The organism is Cupriavidus sp. CER-90 (assembly GCF_057652055.1).
Genome location: NZ_JBYGYM010000001.1, coordinates 2,281,671 through 2,303,630 on the forward strand (window position 1 = coordinate 2,281,671; position 21,960 = coordinate 2,303,630).

19 protein-coding genes and 1 pseudogene are annotated in these 21,960 nt (G+C 65.6%); 14 read left to right on the forward strand and 6 right to left on the reverse strand.

Annotation, left to right across the window (positions count from 1 at the left end):
* The first annotated feature begins 9 nt into the window (after positions 1–9).
* The 11 genes from AC24R4_RS10045 (at position 10) to AC24R4_RS10095 (ending at position 11,069) form a co-directional block, all read left to right on the forward strand.
* Positions 10–1,599 carry a gamma-glutamyltransferase family protein gene (locus AC24R4_RS10045; protein ID WP_487522886.1) on the forward strand — a complete coding sequence of 530 codons (1,590 nt, stop codon included), beginning with the start codon at positions 10–12 and terminating at the stop codon, positions 1,597–1,599.
* Between the two features lie 200 nt (positions 1,600–1,799).
* Positions 1,800–3,239, forward strand: a complete 1,440-nt coding sequence (gene tcuA, locus AC24R4_RS10050; RefSeq protein WP_400395728.1) for an FAD-dependent tricarballylate dehydrogenase TcuA — start codon at positions 1,800–1,802, stop codon at positions 3,237–3,239.
* Positions 3,226–4,398: a tricarballylate utilization 4Fe-4S protein TcuB gene (tcuB, locus tag AC24R4_RS10055; RefSeq protein WP_400395730.1), complete on the forward strand. Its 1,173-nt coding sequence runs from the start codon at positions 3,226–3,228 to the stop codon at positions 4,396–4,398. Before tcuA ends, tcuB begins: the two co-directional genes overlap by 14 nt.
* 47 nt (positions 4,399–4,445) lie before the next feature.
* Positions 4,446–5,234: a class II aldolase/adducin family protein gene (locus tag AC24R4_RS10060; RefSeq protein WP_400395732.1), complete on the forward strand. Its 789-nt coding sequence runs from the start codon at positions 4,446–4,448 to the stop codon at positions 5,232–5,234.
* A 200-nt stretch (positions 5,235–5,434) separates the two neighbouring features.
* Complete coding sequence (locus tag AC24R4_RS10065; protein ID WP_487522887.1) at positions 5,435–6,433, forward strand: Bug family tripartite tricarboxylate transporter substrate binding protein; 999 nt, start codon at positions 5,435–5,437, stop codon at positions 6,431–6,433.
* A gap of 8 nt (positions 6,434–6,441) precedes the next feature.
* Positions 6,442–7,446 (forward strand): D-2-hydroxyacid dehydrogenase, encoded by a 1,005-nt coding sequence (locus AC24R4_RS10070; RefSeq protein ID WP_487522888.1) that lies wholly within the window; start codon positions 6,442–6,444, stop codon positions 7,444–7,446.
* Between the two features lie 102 nt (positions 7,447–7,548).
* On the forward strand, positions 7,549–7,998 hold the full coding sequence (locus AC24R4_RS10075) for a response regulator (protein ID WP_487522889.1): 450 nt from the start codon (positions 7,549–7,551) through the stop codon (positions 7,996–7,998).
* A 138-nt stretch (positions 7,999–8,136) separates the two neighbouring features.
* Positions 8,137–8,745, forward strand: a complete 609-nt coding sequence (locus tag AC24R4_RS10080) for a PAAR domain-containing protein (protein WP_487522890.1) — start codon at positions 8,137–8,139, stop codon at positions 8,743–8,745.
* A gap of 1 nt (position 8,746) precedes the next feature.
* Positions 8,747–9,625 carry a glycine zipper family protein gene (locus AC24R4_RS10085; RefSeq protein WP_487522891.1) on the forward strand — a complete coding sequence of 293 codons (879 nt, stop codon included), beginning with the start codon at positions 8,747–8,749 and terminating at the stop codon, positions 9,623–9,625.
* Positions 9,622–10,344: a hypothetical protein gene (locus tag AC24R4_RS10090; RefSeq protein ID WP_487522892.1), complete on the forward strand. Its 723-nt coding sequence runs from the start codon at positions 9,622–9,624 to the stop codon at positions 10,342–10,344. Before AC24R4_RS10085 ends, AC24R4_RS10090 begins: the two co-directional genes overlap by 4 nt.
* Positions 10,345–10,358: 14 nt before the next feature.
* A complete protein-coding gene (locus AC24R4_RS10095; protein WP_487522893.1) occupies positions 10,359–11,069 on the forward strand; it encodes a hypothetical protein in 711 nt (236 codons plus the stop codon).
* A gap of 76 nt (positions 11,070–11,145) precedes the next feature.
* Here the strand turns inward: AC24R4_RS10095 and lpdA are convergent, their stop codons facing one another.
* The 6 genes and pseudogenes from lpdA to AC24R4_RS10125 form a co-directional block, all read right to left on the reverse strand.
* The gene (gene lpdA, locus AC24R4_RS10100) at positions 11,146–12,561 is read right to left on the reverse strand and encodes a dihydrolipoyl dehydrogenase (RefSeq protein WP_400396258.1); all 1,416 of its coding nucleotides are present in this window, start codon (positions 12,559–12,561) and stop codon (positions 11,146–11,148) included.
* Between the two features lie 192 nt (positions 12,562–12,753).
* A pseudogene (locus AC24R4_RS10105) lies at positions 12,754–12,969 on the reverse strand (biotin/lipoyl-containing protein); the annotation flags it as partial.
* Between the two features lie 177 nt (positions 12,970–13,146).
* Positions 13,147–13,875, reverse strand: a complete 729-nt coding sequence (locus AC24R4_RS10110) for an SDR family NAD(P)-dependent oxidoreductase (RefSeq protein WP_487522894.1) — start codon at positions 13,873–13,875, stop codon at positions 13,147–13,149.
* A 286-nt stretch (positions 13,876–14,161) separates the two neighbouring features.
* On the reverse strand, positions 14,162–15,334 hold the full coding sequence (locus AC24R4_RS10115; protein WP_487522895.1) for a YbfB/YjiJ family MFS transporter: 1,173 nt from the start codon (positions 15,332–15,334) through the stop codon (positions 14,162–14,164).
* Positions 15,335–15,482: 148 nt separating this feature from the next.
* Entirely contained in the window at positions 15,483–16,394 is a 912-nt protein-coding gene (locus AC24R4_RS10120; protein ID WP_487522896.1) for a substrate binding domain-containing protein, read from the reverse strand.
* A 146-nt stretch (positions 16,395–16,540) separates the two neighbouring features.
* The gene (locus tag AC24R4_RS10125; protein ID WP_487522897.1) at positions 16,541–17,149 is read right to left on the reverse strand and encodes a Fur family transcriptional regulator; all 609 of its coding nucleotides are present in this window, start codon (positions 17,147–17,149) and stop codon (positions 16,541–16,543) included.
* A gap of 207 nt (positions 17,150–17,356) precedes the next feature.
* Between AC24R4_RS10125 and AC24R4_RS10130 the strand changes: the two genes are divergently transcribed.
* The 3 genes from AC24R4_RS10130 to AC24R4_RS10140 all read left to right on the forward strand — a co-directional run bounded on the left by AC24R4_RS10130 (position 17,357) and on the right by AC24R4_RS10140 (position 21,956).
* Complete coding sequence (locus AC24R4_RS10130; protein ID WP_400397660.1) at positions 17,357–18,094, forward strand: response regulator; 738 nt, start codon at positions 17,357–17,359, stop codon at positions 18,092–18,094.
* Positions 18,091–19,470 (forward strand): ATP-binding protein, encoded by a 1,380-nt coding sequence (locus AC24R4_RS10135; RefSeq protein WP_487522898.1) that lies wholly within the window; start codon positions 18,091–18,093, stop codon positions 19,468–19,470. Before AC24R4_RS10130 ends, AC24R4_RS10135 begins: the two co-directional genes overlap by 4 nt.
* A 236-nt stretch (positions 19,471–19,706) precedes the next feature.
* A complete protein-coding gene (locus AC24R4_RS10140; RefSeq protein WP_400395579.1) occupies positions 19,707–21,956 on the forward strand; it encodes a TonB-dependent receptor in 2,250 nt (749 codons plus the stop codon).
* Positions 21,957–21,960: the final 4 nt, after the last annotated feature.

Sequence of the window (21,960 nt, forward strand, 5' to 3'; positions counted from 1 at the left end):
GTTCCGCCCATGTTGCCTTTCGATTGGTCTTTCCCGTATCCGTCCCAGAAGATGCCGCTGCTGGCCGCCAACGCCGTCAGCACCAGCCAGCCGCTGGCCGCGCAGGCTGGCTTGCGCATGCTCTACGAAGGTGGCAACGCCATCGACAGCGCGATTGCCACGGCCATTGCGCTGACCGTGGTGGAGCCTGTCATGAACGGCATCGGCGGCGACATGTTCACGCTGGTCTGGCATGAAGGGCAGCTTTACGGCCTGAATTCCAGCGGCCGCGCGCCGGCGGCCTGGACACCCGATTACTTCGCCGGGCGCGACCGCATGCCGTCGGTCGGCTGGGACACGGTGACGGTGCCGGGCCAGGTGGCGGGCTGGAAGGCGCTGTCGGCGCGCTTCGGCAAGCTGCCGTTCGCGCGGCTGTTCGTGCCGGCCATCGAGTACGCGGAGCAGGGCTTCATGGTGTCGCCGCAGATCGCGCGCCAGTGGGCCGCGCAGGTGCCGGTGCTGCGCGACCAGCCCGGCTTTGCCAAGGCCTTCATGCCCAATGGCCGGGCGCCGCAGGCCGGCGAGCGGTGGCGTTTTCCGGAGCAGGCCGCCACGCTGCGCAAGATCGCCGAGAGCGATGGCGAGAGCTTCTATCGGGGCGAACTGGCCGAGCGCATCGTGGCGTTTGCCCAGCAAACGGGCGGCGCGCTGCGTGCCGGCGATCTGGCCGCGCATCAGCCCGCCTGGGTCCAGCCGATGAAGCAGGACTTCCGTGGCTACACGCTGCACGAGATTCCGCCGAACGGGCAGGGCATTGCCGCGCTGATCGGCCTGGGCATTCTGGATCGCTTCGACCTGGAAGGCATGGGCGTGGACAGCGCCGATTTCTACCACGTCGGCATCGAAGCCATGAAGCTGGCCTTTGCCGACCTGCACCGGCATGTGTCGGACCCGGCGACGATGCAGCACGCGCCGGCGTCGTTCCTGGACCCGGCGTACCTGGCCGAACGCGCAGCGCTGATCGACCTGAAGCGCGCGGGCACGCCGTCGGCGGGCATGCCGAAGATCGGCGGCACCGTGTACCTGACGGCGGCCGACGCGGCGGGCTCGATGGTGTCGTTCATCCAGTCGAACTATCGCGGGTTTGGCTCGGGCGTCGTGGTGCCGGGCACGGGCATTTCTCTGCACAACCGTGGCGAAGGCTTCAACCTGAAGCCGGGCCATGCCAATTGCGTGGCGCCCGGCAAACAGCCGATGCACACGATCATCCCGGGCTTTGTCACCCGCAACGGGGCGCCGGTGATGTCGTTCGGCGTGATGGGCGGGTCGATGCAGGCGCAGGGCCACGTCCAGATGATGGCCCGGCTGGCCGCGTTCGGACAGAACCCCCAGGCGATGAGCGATGCGCCGCGCTTCCGGGTGGAGCACGGGCCGGTCGTCAATGTCGAACACCACCTGCCGGCCGATGTGGTGGCCGTGCTGCGCGAGCGTGGCCACCGGGTGGAGGTGGCGCCGCGCGACAGCCTGGAATTCGGCTCCGCCCAGCTGATCTACAAGGCGGAACATGGCTATATCGCCGCATCGGACTCGCGGCGCGACGGACAGGCGGTGGGATTCTGACCGGCGGGCGATGACCGGGGAGGGGCCCGGCATCGCGGCGGGGGTATCGCGGGACACCCATCACGAATCGTGATACCCCCATGCCGCTCAAGGGCTTAGCAGCGTTTCGCCCTGCGGATAGAGTCGCGGAACAGACTCACGAAGGCATAGATCGCCGTGTCCATCCCCACTCACAATCCCCGCAGGCAGGGCGTCCGCGCATGATCGACGTCCTGGTAATCGGGGGCGGCAACGCCGCCCTCTGCGCCGCACTGATGGCCCGCGAGGCCGGCGCCAGCGTCATGCTGCTGGAAGCCGCGCCACGCGAATGGCGCGGCGGCAATTCATCCCACACGCGCAACCTGCGCTGCATGCACGACGCGCCGCAGGACGTGCTGGTCGACGCCTATCCCGAAGAGGAATACTGGCAGGACCTGCTCAAGGTCACTGGTGGCCTGACTGACGAGACGCTGGCCCGGCTGGCCATCCGTGCGTCGTCGACCTGCCGCGACTGGATGCGCAGCCACGGCGTGCACTTCCAGCCGCCGCTGTCGGGCGCCCTGCACGTGGCGCGCACCAACGCGTTTTTCATGGGCGGCGGCAAGGCGCTGGTCAATGCGTACTACCGCAGCGCCGAACGGCTGGGCGTGCAGATCCGCTACAACGCGCCGGTCGATGCGATCGAACTCGACGGTAGCCGCTTTGTGGCCGCGCGTATCGGCAGCGAGCGTATCGAGGCCCGCGCCTGCGTGCTGGCGGCCGGCGGCTTCGAATCGAACCGCGAATGGCTGCGCGAGGCCTGGGGCCAGAACGAGCGCGGCGAATGGCCCGCGGACAACTTCCTGATACGCGGCACCCGCTTCAACATGGGCGTGTTGCTCAAGCACATGATCGCCCAGGGCGCAGACGCCATCGGCGATCCGTCGCAGTCGCACTGCGTGGCCATCGACGCCCGCGCGCCGCTTTATGACGGCGGCATCTGCACGCGGATCGACTGCGTGTCGCTGGGCGTGGTGCTGAATGCCAATGCCGAGCGCTTCTATGACGAGGGCGAGGACTTCTGGCCCAAGCGTTACGCGATCTGGGGCCGACTGGTGGCGCAACAGCCGCAGCAGATCGGCTACTCGATCATCGACGCCAAGGCCGTGGGGCGCTTCATGCCGCCGGTATTCCCGGGCGTGAAGGCCGATACGCTGCCCGAACTGGCGCGCAAGCTGGGGCTGGACGAAGCCACCTTCATGCGCACCATCAACGACTACAACGCCGCTTGCCGCGTAGGCAAGTTCGACCATACGACGCTGGACGATTGCCACACCGAAGGCGTGACCCCGGCCAAGACGCACTGGGCCCGGCCCATCGACACCGCGCCATTCTTCGGCTATGCGCTGCGTCCCGGCATCACCTTCACCTATCTGGGGCTCAAGGTGAACCAGGAAGCGGCCGTGCATTTTGGCGGCAAGCCCAGCCAGAACCTGTTCGTGGCGGGCGAGATGATGGCCGGCAACGTGCTGGGCAAGGGCTATACGGCCGGCGTAGGCATGGCCATCGGCACGGCATTCGGCCGTATCGCCGGCACCCAGGCCGCCAGGGCGGCGAACACGGCCCGCCACGCAGGCGCGGCAACTCAGGCATCACGGGAAGAGGAACATGCAACATCTTGAAGCGCTGACGCGCGAGGCGGCGGCGCTGGCCAACGGTGCGCTGCCCCTGACCGGCGACGAGGCCGAAGTGGCCCGTACCCTGCAGATCTGCAATGCCTGCCGCTACTGCGAAGGGTTCTGCGCGGTCTTCCCGGCGATGACGCGCCGGCTGGAATTTCCCAAGGCGGATATCCACTACCTGGCCAACCTGTGCCACAACTGCGGCGCCTGCTATCACGCGTGCCAGTACGCGCCGCCGCATGAGTTTGCCGTCAACATTCCGCAGGCGATGGCCAAGGTCCGCGTGCAGACCTATGGCGACTACGCGTTTCCGGCCGCGCTGGGCGGCCTGTACCGGCGCGCCGGCGTGACGATGGCGCTGGCACTGGCCGGCGGCCTGGCGCTGTTCCTGCTGATGGTGCTGGCGATGCGCGGCACGCTCTGGCATGCACCGCTGGCCGGCAACTTCTACGCGATCTTCCCGCACAACCTGCTGGCGGCCATGTTCGGCGTGGTGTTCCTGTTTGCCTGCGGGGCGCTGGGTATCGGCGTGACGCGGTTCTGGCGCAAGGTCACGCCGGGCACGCGCAGCGGCGACGCGCGTGGGGCCGCCACGGGCGGCGCGGTACACGATGCGCTGAAGCTGAAGTACCTGGATGGCGGGCACGGGCAGGGCTGCAACAATGACGACGACGCATTCACGCTGCTGCGCCGCCGCTTCCATCACTTCACGTTCTACGGCTTCATGCTGTGCTTTGCGGCGACTGCCGTGGCCACGCTGTACCACTATCTGCTGGACCTGCACGCGCCGTATCCGGTCACGAGCCTGCCGGTGCTGCTGGGCATCGCTGGCGGCATCGGCCTGCTGGTCGGGCCGGCCGGCCTGCTGTGGCTGAACCTGAAGCGCGACGAGCGCACGATGGACACGAAGCAGAAGCCGATGGACCGTGGCTTCATCGCGCTGCTGTTCCTGACCAGCGCAAGCGGTCTGGCGCTGCTGGCGTTCCGCGACACCGGTGCCATGGCCGCCTTGCTGGCCGTCCACCTGGGCATTGTGATGGCGCTGTTCCTGACCTTGCCCTATGGCAAGTTCGCGCACGGCATCTTCCGCAGCGCGGCGCTGCTCAAGTTCCATATCGAAAGACGCCGGCCCAGCGATCTTGCGCTGGGATCGGACTGAACCGCATCCACTGCATACAGATACCGAAACCACCAAGGAGACACGTCATGACGAAACCCGGTGTGCTGAGCATCCCGTCGATGCGAGGCCAGTGCAGCGAGGCCGAATGGCAGGCACGCGTGGACCTGGCCGCCTGCTACCGGCTGGTGGAGCTGTATGGCATGGCCGACATGATGGCCAACCATATCTCGGTGCGCGTGCCGGACGAGGAAGACGCCTTCCTGATCAACCCGTACGGCATGATGTACGAAGAGATCACGGCGTCATGCCTGATCAAGGTGGATCACGCCGGCAAGATCCTGTCGGCGCCCGACTTCGGCCCGCTGAACTATGGCGTGAACAAGGCCGGCTACGTGATCCACAGCGCCGTGCACCACGCACGCCCCGAGGTGGCCTGCGTGATCCACACGCATAGCTGGGCATCGATGGCCGTGTCGTCGCTGGAATGCGGGCTGCTGCCGATCACCCAGACCGCCATGCGCTTCCTGAAGATCGGCTATCACGACTACCAGGGCGTGGTGCTGGACACCGCCGAGCAGGCATCCCTGATTGCGGACCTGGGCCGTGGCGAGGCGCTGATCCTGCGCAACCATGGCGCGCTGACCGTGGGCAATTCGGTAGGCGAGGCCTTCAACTGGATGCACCGGCTCGAACTGGCCTGCCGCTCGCAGGTGGCGGCCATGTCGTGCAATACGCCACTGCAGCAGGTATCGCCCGAGGTGCTGGAGGAGACCTGGAACAACTATCAGCCCGGCACGCGCCGTCCCTACGGCCTGATGGAATGGCCGGCGCTGCTGCGCAAGCTCGACCGGCTGGACCCGGGTTTCCGGGACTGACGGGCGGACGGCATCGACCCTTCGCTTCAGCCGGGCGCGTTGCGTGCGCTGGCGGTGATGCCGCGCGCCCGCGATGCCACGCTGTCCCCCGCGTGCCGGCGGCGAATCCGGCCCGGCGACAAGACTTCGGCTAACGACACCGAAGCATCCAAGACACACAACGACAACGACAACGACAACGACTGGAACGGAGACATCGCATGCACCGCACAACGCCCCGGAATACCCGCTGGAACAATGCCGCCGCCAGGCTGCTGGGCTGCGCCCTGACAGCCGGCCTGGTGCTGGCCGCCCCGGCCCGCGCCGACGACTATCCCACCAGGCCGGTGCGCGTGGTGGTGGCCTTCACGGCGGGCGGCACTACCGACATGCTGGCACGCGCCGTCAGCCAGCAGCTGGCCCAACGCTTCAAGCAATCGTTCGTGGTGGACAATCGGCCCGGCGCCGGCGGCAACATCGGCACCGAATTCGTGGTGCGGTCGCCCGCCGACGGCTACACGATGCTGGTCAACTCGGTCGGCCCGATCTCGATCAACCAGACGCTGTACAAGAAGCTCAACTACGATCCGCTGACCGATCTGGTGCCGGTTGTGCAGATCGCGGACGTGCCCAATGTGCTGGTGGTGCATCCGTCGCTGCCGGTGAAGTCGTTCGAGGAATTCGTGGCGTACGCCAAGGCGAACCCGGGCAAGCTGAACTACAGCTCCACGGGCGTAGGCACGTCGTCGCACCTGTCGGGTTTCATGCTGACCGAGCGGATCGGCACGCAGGCCACGCATATTCCGTACAAGGGCGCCGATGCGCTGAACGACCTGCTGTCGGGGCGCGTGCAGTTCATGTTCGCGACCATCCCTTCGGTGATGCCCCATATTCAGGCCGGCAAGCTGCGCGCACTGGCGGTGTCGAGCGCCAAACGGTCACGTTCGCTGCCCGACCTGCCCACGGTCGCTGAAAAGGGCTTCCCGGGCTTCGAAGCCGGTTCCTGGTTCGGCTTCTTCGCGCCCAAGGGCACGCCGCAGGACGTGATTGCCAAGGTCAACCAGGCCGTCAACGAGGCGCTGCCGTCGCTGCAGGCGCAGATGGTCCGTGAAGGCGCAGATCCGGTGGGCGGGTCGCCGAAGCAGTTCGGCGACTTTACGCGCAAGGAATACGTCAAGTGGAAGGCCGTGGTGAAAGCCTCCGGCGCCACGGTGGATTGAGCCGCGCCATGTCAGCCGAGACCCTGCGTATCCTGCTGTCCGCTGCTGCCTTGCAGTCGCACCGCGCGGCCATCGACAAGACCATGGCGGCGGCCGGGGTGCCGTGGCAGGCGGTGGTCGTGCCCGAGGTGGACGAACCGCGCGCCGTGGACGCCGACGTGGCCTTTGTGTCGCGCGATGTGACCGGGCTATCGACCAAGCACGAGATCCTGCCCGCCACGCAGCGGTTCTATACGGCGATGCTTGACGCACCGTCGCTGCGCTGGACCCATACGCATTCGGCGGGCGCGGATCGCGCGATCTTTGGACAGCTGCGCCAGCGCGGCGTGACGGTCACCACGTCGTCGGGTGCCAACGCGGGCGTCGTGGCCCAGACGGCGCTGGCCGGCCTGCTGGCGCTGGCGCGCCATCTGCCGCAACTCATTGACGCGCAACGGGCGTCGCGCTGGGCGCCGCTGATCGGCAGCGGGCTGCCACGGGACCTGCAGGGCCAGCGCGCCACTATCGTTGGGTGGGGCCCGATCGGGCAGCAGATCGGCGCGGTGCTGCGCGTGCTGGGCCTGGCGGTGACGGTGGTCAGACAGCGTGCCGCGGCGATGGAGGCCGGATTCCGGGCGGTCACGTTCGAGCAGTTCGACGCCGTCCTGCCGGATACCGACTGGCTGATCCTGGCTTGTCCGTTGACCGATCGCACGCGGGGGCTGGTCGATCGCGCCGCCTTGCAGCGGTTGCCGGCCGGGGCGCGGCTGGTGAACGTGGCGCGCGGTGAGGTGGTCGACGAACTGGCACTGATCGATGCCTTGCGCGCCGAAAGACTGGGCGGCGCGTACCTGGACGTGTTCGCCCATGAGCCGCTGGCGGCGTCATCGCCAATCTGGTCGCTGCCCAACGTCATTGCCACGCCGCACAGCGCGGGCTTTTCGGATGGCAATGCCGCGCGCGTGGTCGATATCTTCCTGGACAATCTGCGACGGTGGTCTTGGGAAGAGACCCTGATAAACCGGGTGGAGTGATCAATTTCAGACGCTTCTGCATGGTATTGCGGAAATTTCAGCAACCTGCGCGGCGGCAAACGCGTTGACAATAGGTCATCGCATTTTCGACCCGCCACGACCGTGCCCAATACCGCGACTCCTGCATCGACTGCCGCACGCCCGGCAGCCCGTCAGACGTTGCCACGCATCGTCGTCGCCGAAGACAATCCCGTATGCCTGCTGGTGCTTGTCGGGCAGTTGCGAGCCATTGGCGGATGCGAGGTCGTGGCCTGCGAGGACGGCCATGATGCCTTGGCTGCGCTGCAGCGCGGCGCGGACTTGCTGTTGACCGATGTCGGCCTGCCGGGCATGAGTGGCCTTGGACTGGCGCGGGCGATTCGTCGTGCCGAGCGGGCGGGCGACCGTCGCCTGCCGATCATCGCGGTGACGGCGACAGCCGACAGCAAGACGCGCCGCGAGTGCCGTGCCGCGGGCATCGACATGGTGCTGGCCAAGCCCGTCAGCCGCGAGATGTTGACGTACCTGCTAGGCCGCCATGTCTGCCGCGATGTCAGCCGACAGTCGGCCTGACCGGCACACGCCGCCGGCAGAGCTCAGCCCTTCCATGCCGCCGCGCCTTGCATCGAAGCGCGTAGTTCAAGGATTCGACGATTTACCGACATATCCCGTGCTGAACAGAATGGCCGCTCACTTCCATGAGGGGCCAGCATGCCAGATATCCGATACGCACTGAAGAACGGCGACAAGACAACTACCGGCGGGATGCTCTGTGCATCGGGGGCCGGGATGATGACGCATCACGGCCAGCCTGTTGGGGTCGAAGGCGACATCGCGACATGTCCGGCTTGCAAGGGCACGGGCAAGGTCTTCAACGATTGCCGACCCAATTTCGACCTGATGGGCAGGCAACTGCTTGTCAGCGGCGCGCGGGTCTATTGCGGCTGCGCGAAGCCACCGCTTGTCATTCCATCGCAATCGGATTTCACGCTTGAGGTCAGTACGGGCAGTGCACCGGCAGCTGGCGTCGCCCAGCCTGCTGGCGCTGCAGCAAGCCTTGCCGAGACCCTTGCCGAGAACGCCGGAAGTGAATCGAATCCTCCGCCGGCCGCCCATGACGAGCAGATCCGCTGCATCGACGAGGATGGCGCCCCCATGCCCGGCGTGCCGTACTTCATATCCGACCCGCAAGGCAATTCCTGGCAAGGCGTCACCGACGAGGCCGGCTTTTGCCCCAGGATCGCGACAGACGGGCCGCAGACACTGTCCGTCTTTTTTGGCCCGCTGGCGCTAGAGCACTGGAAGTGGGAGCGGCGCTGACATGACCACGTACAACGTAGCGACCAACGCGCGAGAGGGGTCCCGGGTCGAGCTCGAAGCCCCGTTGATGCCGGCGCGAGCGTTTTTCTATGCGGTGGTGGAAGAGGTCGGCGAGAACGGCTTCCTGGTCAGGAAGGTTTATGAGGTGCTGGATGAGACGACCTTGAGGCAAGCCAAGTTGCCCCTGGATGTCCTGGAAGATGAAATGTTTCCCGAACTCAAGGGCATCAACTATCGGGCACCAGACTCGAACATTTCTATTGCGGGGCATGTCAAGGGCAACAAGTTTTCCCAGTACATGTCCGCGACCGATTTTTTCCCAAGTGGTTCGCCCCGACTCGACGGAAGGGTCACGTACGTCGATATTGAAAAGGCGCTTCGTGCGGGCGCAAGAATCGTTTCGCAGGACGCCATTCAACGGGATCTGGACCGCCACCTCCTGAAGTATCCGCACACGAGGACAAAGACGCTGGAGGCGAAGGATTGGGCGAGGATAGACCGTGAAGTTCTGCTCAACGGCAAGCCAGTTCCGGCCAGCGCGATATTCAATCCGCAGACGCTTCCTCAGGCGCGGGGCTACGTACGGGTGGGGCGGGTGATTCAGGTCGTCGGGATATTCTTCACCGCCTATGACCTGAAGGTTGCCGCGTCGGAATCGGTAAAACTGCAATCGATCAAGCCAATCTCGCAGGAAGTGCTGAGACAGGCAGGGGGATGGGCCGGCGCCGTGGCCGGCGCAAAGCTCGGTGCCTCAGTGGGCGTGACCTGCGGGGTGGTGACCGGGCCAGGGGTGATCGTTACCGGCCTGGTGGGAGGTGTACTCTTCGGAGCGATGGGATATTTCGGGGCCGACCACTTGGCCCAAAGGGCGTTCGAATGACCCGCAATCAGAAGATACTGAAGCGGGTCCTCGAAATACTCCGCGAACTCTTGCCCATGCATCCCGAAAAGCGGGCGCAACGGGAGCTCCGGCGCGACGTGGAGCGAACGTTGCAGCGCGCCTATCGTTCGGTCTGCGGTATTTCCCTGGAAGAAGCGCAGGCCATGTTCAGCCGTCCACTGGACGACGAGGCCTTCCAGTCGCTGGGCGCCTATCCGCTGTTCCTGGATTTGACGGACAGGTCAATGGAAGCTGTTAGCACGGGCGTGCATCTGCTGCCTGAGAAGGTGCCGGCATTGCGTGAAGTCGTAACGCAAGGTTATGACCTGATTGGGAAAAACACATACGCAGGGCGTACGGATGCCGGGGACCGCTTGATCTTTCATACCTATGAGCAATTCAATGGGATCTGTGCGGGGATATCGACCAACGACGTGGAGGTGTGCCGACGCGTGATTGCGATGGGCCTTCAGCCGCCGGAGCCCTGGGTCGCCTTTCCCGAATTGGCGGAAACGGCCTTCGGGTTTTTGCAAGGCAATATCGAGTACTGGTGGTACGTGTACTGGGAGCCTTACTGGGAGTCGCTCGACAAGGACAAACAGGAGGCGTTCCTGGCGGGCGCCACGGACGCCTGGCAAGCGTGTTTCTGGCGCCATGTGGGTGAAGGCAGGGAGATCTTCGAAGAAATGGCCCGCGAGCGCGCACGGGAGTTCGACTGATGTCGGCGTTTCGAATGAGCGAGATCCGCAGGATCATAGGGAAGGTCCTTGAAACGCTCGCCGATCACAGACCCATGCGACCCGAGACGCGGGCCCGACGCGAGATGAAAAAATCCTTGCAGCGTGCCTATCGTGCGATATGCGGCATTTCCCTGGAAGAAGCGCAGGCCATGTTCAGCCGTCCACTGGACGACGAGGCCTTTCAGTCGCTGGGCGCCTATCCGCTGTTTCTGGATTTGCGGGACAGGTCAATGGAGGCCGTCAGCACTGGCGTGCATCTGCTGCCTGAGAAGGCGCCGGCATTGCGTGAAGTCGTAACGCAAGGTTATGAACTGATTGGGAAAAACACATACGCAGGGCGCACGGATGCCGGGAACCGCCTGATCTTTCATAGCTATGAGGAGTTCAACGGCATTTGCGCGGAAATCTCCACGAACGACGTGGAGGTGTGCCGACGCGTGATTGCGATGGGCCTTCAGCCGCCGGAGCCCTGGGTGGCCTTTCCCGAATTGGCGGAAACGGCCTTCGGGTTTTTGCAGGGCAATATCGAGTACTGGTGGTACGTGTACTGGGAGCCTTACTGGGAGTCGCTCGACAAGGACAAGCAGGAGGCGTTCCTGGCGGGCGCCACGGACGCCTGGCAAGCGTGCTTTTGGCGCCAAGTGGGCGAAGGCAGGGAGATCTTCGAAGAAATGGCCCGCGAGCGCGCGCGGCAGTTCGACTGATGTCGGCGTTCGCCGATTGCTGCTTCCGCACACTGGACGGCGTGCGGAAGCAGGTGTTTCCCCGGTCAGACACCGCTCACATGTTCAACGCCCGCTTCTGCACGGCCAGCGCGGCTTCGCGCATGACCTCGGACAGCGACGGGTGCGGGTGGCAGATCATGCCGATGTCTTCGGAGGCGGCCTTGAACTCCATGGCGACCACGCCTTCGGCGATCAGGTCCGACGCATTGGCCGAGATGATGTGGACGCCCAGCAGTTCATCGGTCTTCGCGTCGGCGATCATCTTGATGAAGCCCTCCGGGCGGCCGATGCCCATGGCGCGGCCGTTGGCCTGCATCGGGAACTGGCCGGTGCGGTATTCGCGGCCTTCGGCCTTCAGTTGCGCCTCGGTCTTGCCCACCCAGGCAATTTCTGGCTCGGTGTAGATTACCCACGGAATGCAGTTGTAGTCGATGTGCGGCTTCTGGCCGTCGATGACTTCAGCCACCATCACGCCTTCGTCCTCGGCCTTGTGCGCCAGCATCGGGCCACGCACCACGTCGCCAATGGCATAGATGCCGGCCACCGAGGTGCGGCAGTTGTCATCGACCGGGATGAAGCCGCGTGGGTCGGCGGACAGGCCCACGGCGTCCAGGCCCAGGTTGTCGGTGTTCGGCACGCGGCCGATCGACACGATCAGGCGATCGGCCTCAAGTTTCTGCTCGGCGCCGGACTGGTCCTTGTAGGCGATGGTCACGCCCTTGGCCTTGGCTTTCACCTCGCCGATGTTGACGCCCAGATGGATGGTCAGCCCCTGCTTCTTGAACACCTTCGCCGCTTCCCTGGCAATGGCCTCGTCGACGGCGCCCAGGAAGGCGGGCAAGGCTTCGAGAATGGTCACTTCGGCTCCCAGGCGACGCCATACCGAGCCCAGTTCCAGCCCGATCACGCCCGCGCCGATCACGGCCAGCTTCTTCGGCACGGAATCAAAGGACAGGGCGCCTTCGTTGTCGGACACGATCTTGTTATCGACGGGCACGCCGGGCAGGTGGCGGGCCTTCGAGCCCGTGGCGATGATGACATTGCGGGCCGTGTAGGGCTTGGTCTCGCCGCCGTCGCTGGCTTCCACGGTGACCACGCCATCGGCCGCGCGGCCCTTGAACTTGCCGTGGCCCTTGATCCAGGTGACCTTGTTCTTGCGAAACAGGAATTCCACGCCGCCGGTGAACTTGTCGACGATCGCGGCCTTGCGGCGGATCATCTGTGGCAGGTCCAGCGACACGCCCTTGATCTGCACGCCGTGGTCGGCCATGCCGTGCTGCGCGTGTTCGAAGTGTTCGGACGACGCCAGCAGCGCCTTGCTGGGGATGCAACCCACGTTCAGGCAGGTGCCGCCCAGGCGTGGCTTGCCCGCATCGTCCTTCCATTCCTCGATGCAGGCCACGGTCTTGCCCAGTTGCGCGGCCCGGATGGCGGCGATATAGCCGCCCGGGCCCGATCCGATCACGATCACGTCGAAGTCGGCCTTGGCCGAAGGGCTGGCGCCGCCGCCTGTCGCCGCTGCCGCCGCGGAGGCGGGCGCCGCAGCGGCCGGCGCGGAGGGAGGTGCCGCGGCGGGGGCGGGCGCAGGGGCCGGTGCCGGCGCCGGCGTGGCGGCCGGGGCGGCTGCGGTGGCCTTGGCATCGGTGTCCACCACGGCGATCACTTCGTCTGCGTGAACAGTGGCGCCGTCCGGCTTGACGATCTGCGTCAGGACGCCGTTGTCCGGACAAGGCACTTCCAGCGTGACCTTGTCGGTTTCCAGTTCCACGAGGATCTCGTCGCGCTGGACGGCTTCGCCGGGCTTCTTCTTCCACTGGAGCAGCGTGGCTTCCGAGACGGATTCGGACAGCTGGGGCACCTTCACTTCAATCGTGGCCATGGTTTTCCCTTCGGGTTCTCGTGTGGCGAAAGCTTCCAGTCTAGGAGAGCACGCCGTCAGTCATGAGATACGCGAATCAGGGTTTACCCTTGTAATAATGCGAACGGCCCGCCGAGGGGCGGGCCGGTGCCGCGAATGGCCGCGAATGCCGCGATCGGGCGGCAGCGCGGCTACGGCTTAGTGACCGGCGCTCTGGCCGCCGTCAACGTGCAGGATCTCGCCGGTGATGAACGGCGCGGATTCCAGGAACAGCACGGCTTCGGCGATATCGCGCATTTCGCCCATATGGCCCATCGGGTGCAACGCGCCAAGGGCTTCATGGGTTTCCGGTGCGTGCATCGGCGACTTGATGATGCCGGGCGATACCGCGTTCACGCGGATGCCGCGGCGCGCGTATTCCACGGCCAGGGACTTGGTGGCGGCGTTGATGCCGCCCTTGGTCAGCGATGCCAGCGCCGACGGCACGCCCTGGATGGCATGGTCGACGAGGCTGGTGGTGATGCTCACCACGTGGCCGCTGCCCTGCTTTTCCATCTGCGCGATGGCCAGTTGCGTGATGTAGAAGAAGCCGGCCAGGTTCACGCCGGTCTTGGTGATGTAGTCTTCGGCCGTATAGCTGGTGAACGGCTTGGCAATGAAGATGCCGGCGTTGTTGACCAGCGCATCGACGCGGCCGAACGTCTCGATGGCCTGCGAGACCACCCGGCGGGCGGTGTCGGGATCGGCGATGTCGCCCGGCACGGCCAGGATGTTGGCGTCATCGGGTTGCTGGATGCTGCGCGCCGTGGCCACGACGCGGTAGCCGCGCTGGCGGTAGGCCTTGACCAGCTCGGCGCCGATACCTTGCGAAGCGCCCGTGACGATGGCGACCTTTTGCGTGGCGGGGGTGGTTTGCGTGGTGCTCATGATTTGCCTCATTGTTTGGGTTGACCTTGGCATCGCTGCCAATCGAATCGACGTGGTCGATGGCTGGAAATGTAGGTGAGGCAAGCCCGCGATTGAACGACACCGGCACACAAACAGTTATGCGCGGCGGTAACAAGTAGGGAACGGAGACCATCGCGATCCCGACACGCAACGCGAGCGGCACCGGAAGTGGCGCATAGCCGTGGAACGCGGCGCGCCCGAACTGGCCCGGACGGTGCTGCCGCATTGCCACGGCGCCGCCTCGGCGTAAGCAAGGGGGCTTCGATCAAAGCACGCAGAGCGCGGCGGCGATCACCAGTGCCGTGGCGGCCAGCCCCAGCGGTTCCCCGAAATTGGTACCGCCGTGCATCAGTGCCGAGGACACCAGCGGGCCAACGATCTGGCCCACGCCATACGCTGCCGTCATCACGGCAAACAGGTTGAACCTGACCTTGTGGGCCAGACGGCGGGCGGCAGGCGCCGCGATGGTAACCGTCCCCATGAAGGTGCCGCCGACCAGTACCGCACTGGCCAGGTAGGCCAGCGCCGTATGGCTCAGCGCGGGCAGCACCACGCCAACGGCCTGCACGCCAAGATTCCATTGCATGGCGCGGCGGGTGCCCAGCCGCGCATGCACGGCATGCCAGAGGAAACAGGACGGCGCCGCGCCCAGGCCGAAGACGGCCCACACGTGGATGGGATCGATCGGCCCCAGCGCGTCGCGCACGAACAGTGGCAGATAGGTGGCGGTGATGATGTAGCCAAAGCCGGCCAGGCCATAGCTGGCGATCAGCGGCGCCGGCCCGAGGGTGCCCTGTGGTGCGGCGGTGGCAGACGGGGCATCGTTGGTGCGGGCCCGCAGCCCCAGCGCCCGCCATGCCAGCCCGCTCAGTATCAATGCGCCGATGGCCAGCCCCAGCCATAGCGCCAGGCTGTGCCACCGTGCCAGATTGCCCATGGCGATCAGTTCGGCGGAAACCACGATGCCGATCCCTACGCCGGAAAACATCAGCGGCGCGCCATCGTGTCGGCCGCGCACATGCAACAGCCACGATGCGGCACTGACCAGCGCCACTGCGCTCAGCACGCCCGCGACAAGGCGAACGACGATCAGCAGCGGATCGGGCAGGGGCAAGGCCAGCGCCGCCAGCGACACGACCGTCCCGGCCAGCGCCACACGCGACCAGAAGCCGGCCTGGGCATGTGCGATACGCGCGGCCAGCAGGGCACCCAGCAGGTAGCCGGCGTAATTGGCCGATGCGGCCAGCGACCCCGTCGCCACGCTCATCGTGCCGTCTCGAACCATGAGCGGATACATGCCGGTGAACGCAAAGCGGCCGAAGCCCATCGCCACGGCCAGCGCCAGAGCGGCCGCAATGGCTTCGTACAGCGATTTCCCCGCGCCGGCTTCGCGTCGGGTTTGTGGCGAGGCATGGTTGGCGGTCGTGGTGTTCGGCATGATCGGAAGACGCCATCCAGTTATTCTCTAAACGAGATGGATGACTATATAAAAATCTTGATTAAGGAATGATAAGGCCAGTCGAACCCCTGGCTTGTTCCGCCATGTATCAAGTGATATTCCGATCGCGCAAAAAAAGAAGCCGGCCCTATGCGGCGAACTTGTCGACGAGGAAGTCGACCAATGTGCGCACCCGTTGGGAAACATGGCGCGCGTGCGGATACAGCAGCACGAAGGGGCGCGTGCTGCCCCCATATTCCTGCAGCACCTGGACCAGCGAGCCTTCACGCAGGTCCTGCTCGACGACAAAGCGATAGGTCTGGAACAGGCCCGCGCCGGCCCGGGCCAGCGTGGCGCCGCCCAGTGCGTCCTCGGATGTGGCTATGGCGCCGGTGGTCACCACGTCGATATCCTCGCCGTCCTGGCGGAACGTCCAAGGGATGCGTCGACCGCTGCTGGGCCGTTCGAACTGAATGCATTCGTGCGCCAGCAGATCGTCGAGCGTTTTCGGGGTGCCGTGGCGTTTCAGGTAGGCGGGGGTGCCCACCACCACCATTTCCGCATCTTCCAGTTTGCGCGCGATCAGCGTGGAGTCGTCGGGCGCACGGCCGCGCACGGACAGGTCATACGTATCATCGGCAAAGTCCACATTGCGGTTGCTGATATGGACGTCGATGTCGACCTCGGGATAGCGTTCGCGGAATTCGGGCAGCACCGGCAGCACCCGATAGTGCGCGTACGGGGTGGGCAGGCTGATACGCAGCCGGCCGGCGGGCGTGGCGTGCTGGCCGCTGATCTGCCGCTCGGCATCCACCAGCTGGGCCAGCGCCTGGCGGGTTTCCTCAAAGTAGGTGCGGCCTTCGTCCGTCAGCCGGATCTGGCGCGTGGTGCGCACGAACAGCCGGACACCGAGCCGCTCTTCCAGCCTCGACACACTGCGGCTGACCGCCGCCGGGGTCACGCCCGCCGCCACGGCCGCCGCCGTAAAACTGCTGAGTTCGGCCGCCAGGCAGAACAGTTCGATGCTGCCCAGTTGTAGATCGTCGAATTGGCGCTTCATGGTCCGGTGCGGCGTCGAAGGTGGCAGTACGCAATGATGAGCCACCTGCGGGCGATCGACATCACGGCGGCAGCTTCAATTGCCCGCAGTGTATGCGATGCCACTCATCCGTGCGGCGGCCACCATGGTGCGGCCACGGCGGGCCGTCAGCATGGCGCCGCGCTAGTCGGCGGGGAGGGCGCCCGGGAACGTGGCTGGCAATCGGCGCAAAGCCCCGGCAGGGCGAGATCGGCCTTGGCGGGTATCAGCCCGTGTGCCAGAAAGTGCTGGCGTACGGTCTGCTCCAGGGCGGCGTCGAACACTTCGGTCATGCTGGCGCAGTGGGTGCAATACAAGTGGCGGTGAACCGGCTGGTCGGCCAGTTCGTAAAACGTCACCGACCGGTTTTTCTTGTCCGAAACCACCACGCGCGCCAGCGGCCCCAGATCGGCCAGGTCGTAAATGGCCTTCTTGAACGAGGAAATGGACTGGCCGTTATTGCGCCTGAGCATCGCCGCGCAAAGCTGTTCGGGATTCAAATGGCGCTGTGGCGATGCCAGCAGGATTTCCATCAGCGCAACGCGCGCGGCATTGGGCGTGAGACGGTGGGTCTCAAGCAGCTGAATCGACAATGGATGCTTTTCGCCAGGCATTTCCGGAATATCAGGGCGCTCGGTTTCCGCTGGCCGGCTGCATGGGGGTGCCGGCAGGGTGGCCAAGCTGGCTAGCCGCGGCCCCAAGCGCATGACAATGCCAAACCGGTCGGCGCGGGACATTCGCCCCATTGGAACCGGACGTGGGTCCCGGTCCCGGACCGGCTTGCCAGTGGGGCGTTTGGCGGCGGCAGAACGACGGGCAGCCTAGCCGACGTTCGTTAGCCGGACATTAATTCGCGGTCGGAAGCGGGCGTGCCGGGTGCCACACGGGCCAGGTTCGGTAGAATGTCGATAATGATTCTTATTTAAAGAAAGACCGAGTTGGACATGGACATACGCCCCCGGATACTGGTCGTCGACGACCACAAGAACATTCGTGATCCGTTGGCAACCTATATGCGTCGTTTCGACTTCGACGTCGAGGCTGTCGGGGACGGCAAGGCCATGCGCCAGCGGCTGGACGCGCGCCGTTTCAACCTGATCGTGCTGGACATCATGCTGCCCGGCGAAAATGGCCTGTCGCTGTGCCGCTATGTATCCGAACACGTAGGCACGCCGGTGATCCTGCTGACGGCGGTTACCGAACAGGCGGACCGCATCGCCGGGCTGGAAATCGGCGCCGACGACTATGTCGTCAAGCCGTTCGATCCGCGCGAACTGGTCGCACGCATCCGCAGCGTGCTGCGGCGCAACCGGGCCCCGATGCCCGCCACCGTGCCCGAGCCGTCGGTCCAGCCCGATTGCCGCTTCATCTTCAGCGGCTGGACGTTCGATACCGCCACGCGCGAACTGCGCAATCCCGGTGACGAAGTGGTGCCGCTGAGCACCGCCGAATTCCATCTGTTGCGGGCGTTCGTGGAAAACGCCAATCGCGTGCTGAGTCGCAGCCAGTTGCTGGACCTGACCCAGCGATCCGAAACCGTGGCGTTCGATCGCAGTGTCGACAGCCAGGTGAGCCGCCTGCGCAAGAAGCTGGAACCGGATCCACGCCGCCCCGGCATGCTCAAGACCGTGCGGGGCGATGGCTATCTGCTGGCCACACGCGTCACGCTCGAACACCGATGAAGCTGTTTCCGCGAAACCTGTCGGGCCAGCTGGTGGCCCTGTGGCTGCTGGCCATGCTGGCGGCGCATGTGATCGCCGTGCTGGTGCTGTCCTGGTGGCGGGCGGACAACGTCACCATCCACCCGCTTTCCGTCCGCACCATCGAGACCCGTGTGCTCTCCGCTTACCGGGTGGCGGCGCGCGCGGATGACCCCGGCACATGGCTGGACGACATCAGCCTGCCCGATTCCACGTTCGAATTGGGGACGCGGCCCGTGGCTTCCGCGGACACCATGAACGGGCAGGAGCAGGCATTGGCGCAGCGCCTGCACCGCCTGCTTGGTGTGCCCGAAGGCGCCCCCCTGCATGTGCGGCTGCGCCAGGTGGAACCCGTGCCCGGCGCTGCCGCCGAAGACCGCGGCAACTGGCTCGAAAAGGCGTTTCGCGGTACGCAGGCCACGGCGCTCGATGTCGATGTCAGGCTGCCGCAGGGCCAGTGGCTGCACAGCCGGCATTGGCCGACGATGCTGCCGGCCCACTGGTCGCGGGTGCTGAGCTTCTCGCTGGTGGTCGGCATGCTGCCGACGGCGCTGATCGCGCTGCTGTTCGGCCGACGCATCATGGGGCCGCTGCGGCGGCTCACCGAAGCCTCGAAGCGGGTCAGCCGTGGGGAGCAGGTGATCCTGCCCCCGCCCGACGGGCTCAGCGGCGTGCGGGAGATCACGAAGGCGTTCAACGACATGCAGCAAAGCCTGGTGCGCTTCGTCAACGGGCGCACGCAGATGATTGCCGCCATCGGGCATGACCTGCGCACGCCGCTGACGTCATTGCGCATCCGCGCCGAGCTGATCGACGACGACGAACTGCGCGACGCCATGGTGCAGACCATCGACGAAATGGGGGTCATGGTCGAAGAAACGCTGCGCTTCGCACGCGACGAGGCGCTGCACGAGCCCACGCAGGACGTGCAGATCTGCGATCTGGTACGCGAAGTGGTGGACAACCAGACCCTCCAGGGCCGCAGCGTCAGCTGGTCCAGCCAGGTGGAGGCGGGCATGTTCTACCGCTGCCGGCCGGTGCATCTGAAGCGCGCGCTGGGCAACATCATCGACAACGCCGCGCGCCACGGCAATGTCTGCGTGAGGGTCCTGGCCGATACCGTGGGCAAGTCCCTGCGCATCGAGATCGAGGACGACGGGCCCGGCATCGACCCCGACCAGCTCGAACGCGTCTTCGAACCGTTCACCCGCCTGGATTCGGCACGCAGCATGGACAGCGGCGGCGTGGGCCTGGGGCTGGCGATTGCCCGCTCGTGCATCCGCGCGCATGGCGGCGATATCTCGCTGCAGAACCGGCAGGAAGGCGGCCTCCGGGCATCGATCGAACTGCCCAACTAGCCAACTAGCTGGCGCGGCGGTAGACGCGACGACAGCTGGCTGTGACGCGATTGCCACAATTCGCCACAATCGAGCAAACCTGCACAACATCAAATAGCAATCATTCTCTTTTGACGTGATTGCCATGCCTGCCGTCCGGCAGGGACGTTGTGCAACCTCTTTGACGGGGAGTGTTGAAGGTCCAGCCAGGCACGGCAGCACGTCGGGTCCGAAACGCAATCGTGCTGGAGTCTTCCGTGCAACAAAAGAAAATCTCGAATGCCATCCGCCTGCTGGTCTCAGGCGCTTCCGCGGGCCTGGCCATGGTCCCGTTCGCCGTCCACGCCCAGACGGCGGACAGCACCGCCCCGGCGGGCGGCGGCAACGTGCTGCCGCAGGTGACGGTCACCGGCCGGGGCATCGGCAACGCCAACGACGCGCCAACCGGCATCTCGCGCCTGCCCGAGACGGTCAAGGAAACGCCGAAGACCATCAACGTGGTGCCGCAGGAAGTCATCGAGCAGCAGCACGCCACGTCGCTGGAACAGATCCTCAAGAACGTGCCCGGCATCACGATTTCCACGGGCGAGGGCAACGGTGGCCAGAACGGCGACCAGTTCCGCATCCGGGGTTTGTCGGCCAAGGGCGATATCTACGTGGACGGCCTGCGCGACTTTGGCGCGTACAAGCGCGATGCGTTCAACACCGAGAGCGTCGAAGTCATCAAGGGGCCGTCGGGAGAGAGCTTCGGCGTTGGCAACGTGGGTGGGCTGATCAACCAGACCACCAGGAAGGCCAACCTGCACACCCGTACCAGCATCGACCAGGGCATCGCGTCGGATGCCACGTACCGCACCACGCTGGACAGCAACTTCAAGCTCAACGACACGTCGGCATTGCGCATCAACGGCATGTTCCAGAATGGCCGCGTGGCGGACCGCGACCACGTCGATGACGACCGCCGCGGCGTGGCCATCGACTTCGGCACCGGCCTGGGCACCCGTACCGAATGGCACCTGAACTACGCTTACCTGCACCGCAGCGGCGCACCCGACTACGGCGTGTCGGTGGCGCAGGGCGCCGATGGCTTCTACCGGCCGTTGACCGAATACGGCGTGCCGGGTGTGTCGTCGTCCACGTCGTACGTCCGCAATACCGACCGCGACACCACCGACGCCCACATCGTGTCGTCGAACTTCATGACCCGGCTCGACAACGGCATCACGATCAGCAACGACACGCGGTTCAGCTTCTACGAGCGCGATTTCTCGTCCACCAATCCGGCGGCGCTAACTTACGCCAACCTGCAGACGCTGCTGTCGGGCCGCAACCTGGCGCTGCCGTACGCGGCGGGCGGTGGCGTGACATACCTGCAGCGCGGCTGGGGCGTGCAGAACGTGCTCAGTGCCAAGGGCGAGTTCCAGACCGGCAGCCTCCGCCACAAGGCGATGGTGGGGCTGGATACGATCTACCAGCGCGACCACCGCGACCAGGGCACCTGGACCGGGCGCATGAACAACCAGACCGTGGTCAACCCGGTGTTCTACAACAGCCCGAATGCCACGGTGGCCTATAACGCCACGCGCGACGCCAATGCCACCGATATCGGCGTGTTCATGAGCGACCGCGTGTACCTGAACGACCAGATCTCGCTGCTGGGCAGCCTGCGCTGGGACTACTTCCGCAGTGAGTATTCGACCAGCGCCTCGTCGATGGGCGGCTCGGCGGACGCGAAGAAGCTGAGCCCGGCCATCAGCGCCATCTGGGAGCCGACCAGGGACTTCATGTTCTACACATCGTTCTCGCGCACCTACCGGCCAGTGGGCACCGACATCGCCGTGGCCGTCGGCGGCGTGGCGTCCGAGGTGCCGCAGAATGGCTTCAGCAACGAGCCCGAGCGCGCCGATACCATCGAAGTGGGCGCCAAGCTCGACTTCCTGGACAAGCGCCTGGGCGTGACCGGCGCGCTGTTCCAGACCAAAAAGACCAACGCCTACACGGTGGACCCGACCACCGGCGACATCACGAACGGTTTCTCCGATTCCGGCGAAGGCCGTCGCATCCGTGGCCTGGAGCTGGGGCTGAGCGGCCGCATCGTCGGCGGCTGGACCGCCAACGTGGCCTATGCCTATCTCGATGGCGAGGTCACGTCGGCCACCACCGCATCCATCGTGGGCAATACGGCGCCCGGTGTCTCGCGCCACAACGTCACGCTGTGGACGGCCTATGACATTCCGCACACGCTGCTGCCGGTGCCGGGGCAGCTGACCATCGGCGGCGGCCTGCAATACGCCACGGGCTACTGGGCCGATTCGGCGAATACCACGAAGATGCCGGACAACTTCGCGCTGGACGCCATGATCGCGTACAAGCAGGGCAAGTACCGCATCTCCCTGAACGGCTACAACCTGACGAACCACCTGAACTATCAGTCGTCGTTCGGTGCGGTGCGCGCCGTACCCACGTCGCGCCGCACGTTCCTGCTCAACGTCGGCATGACGTTCTGACCCT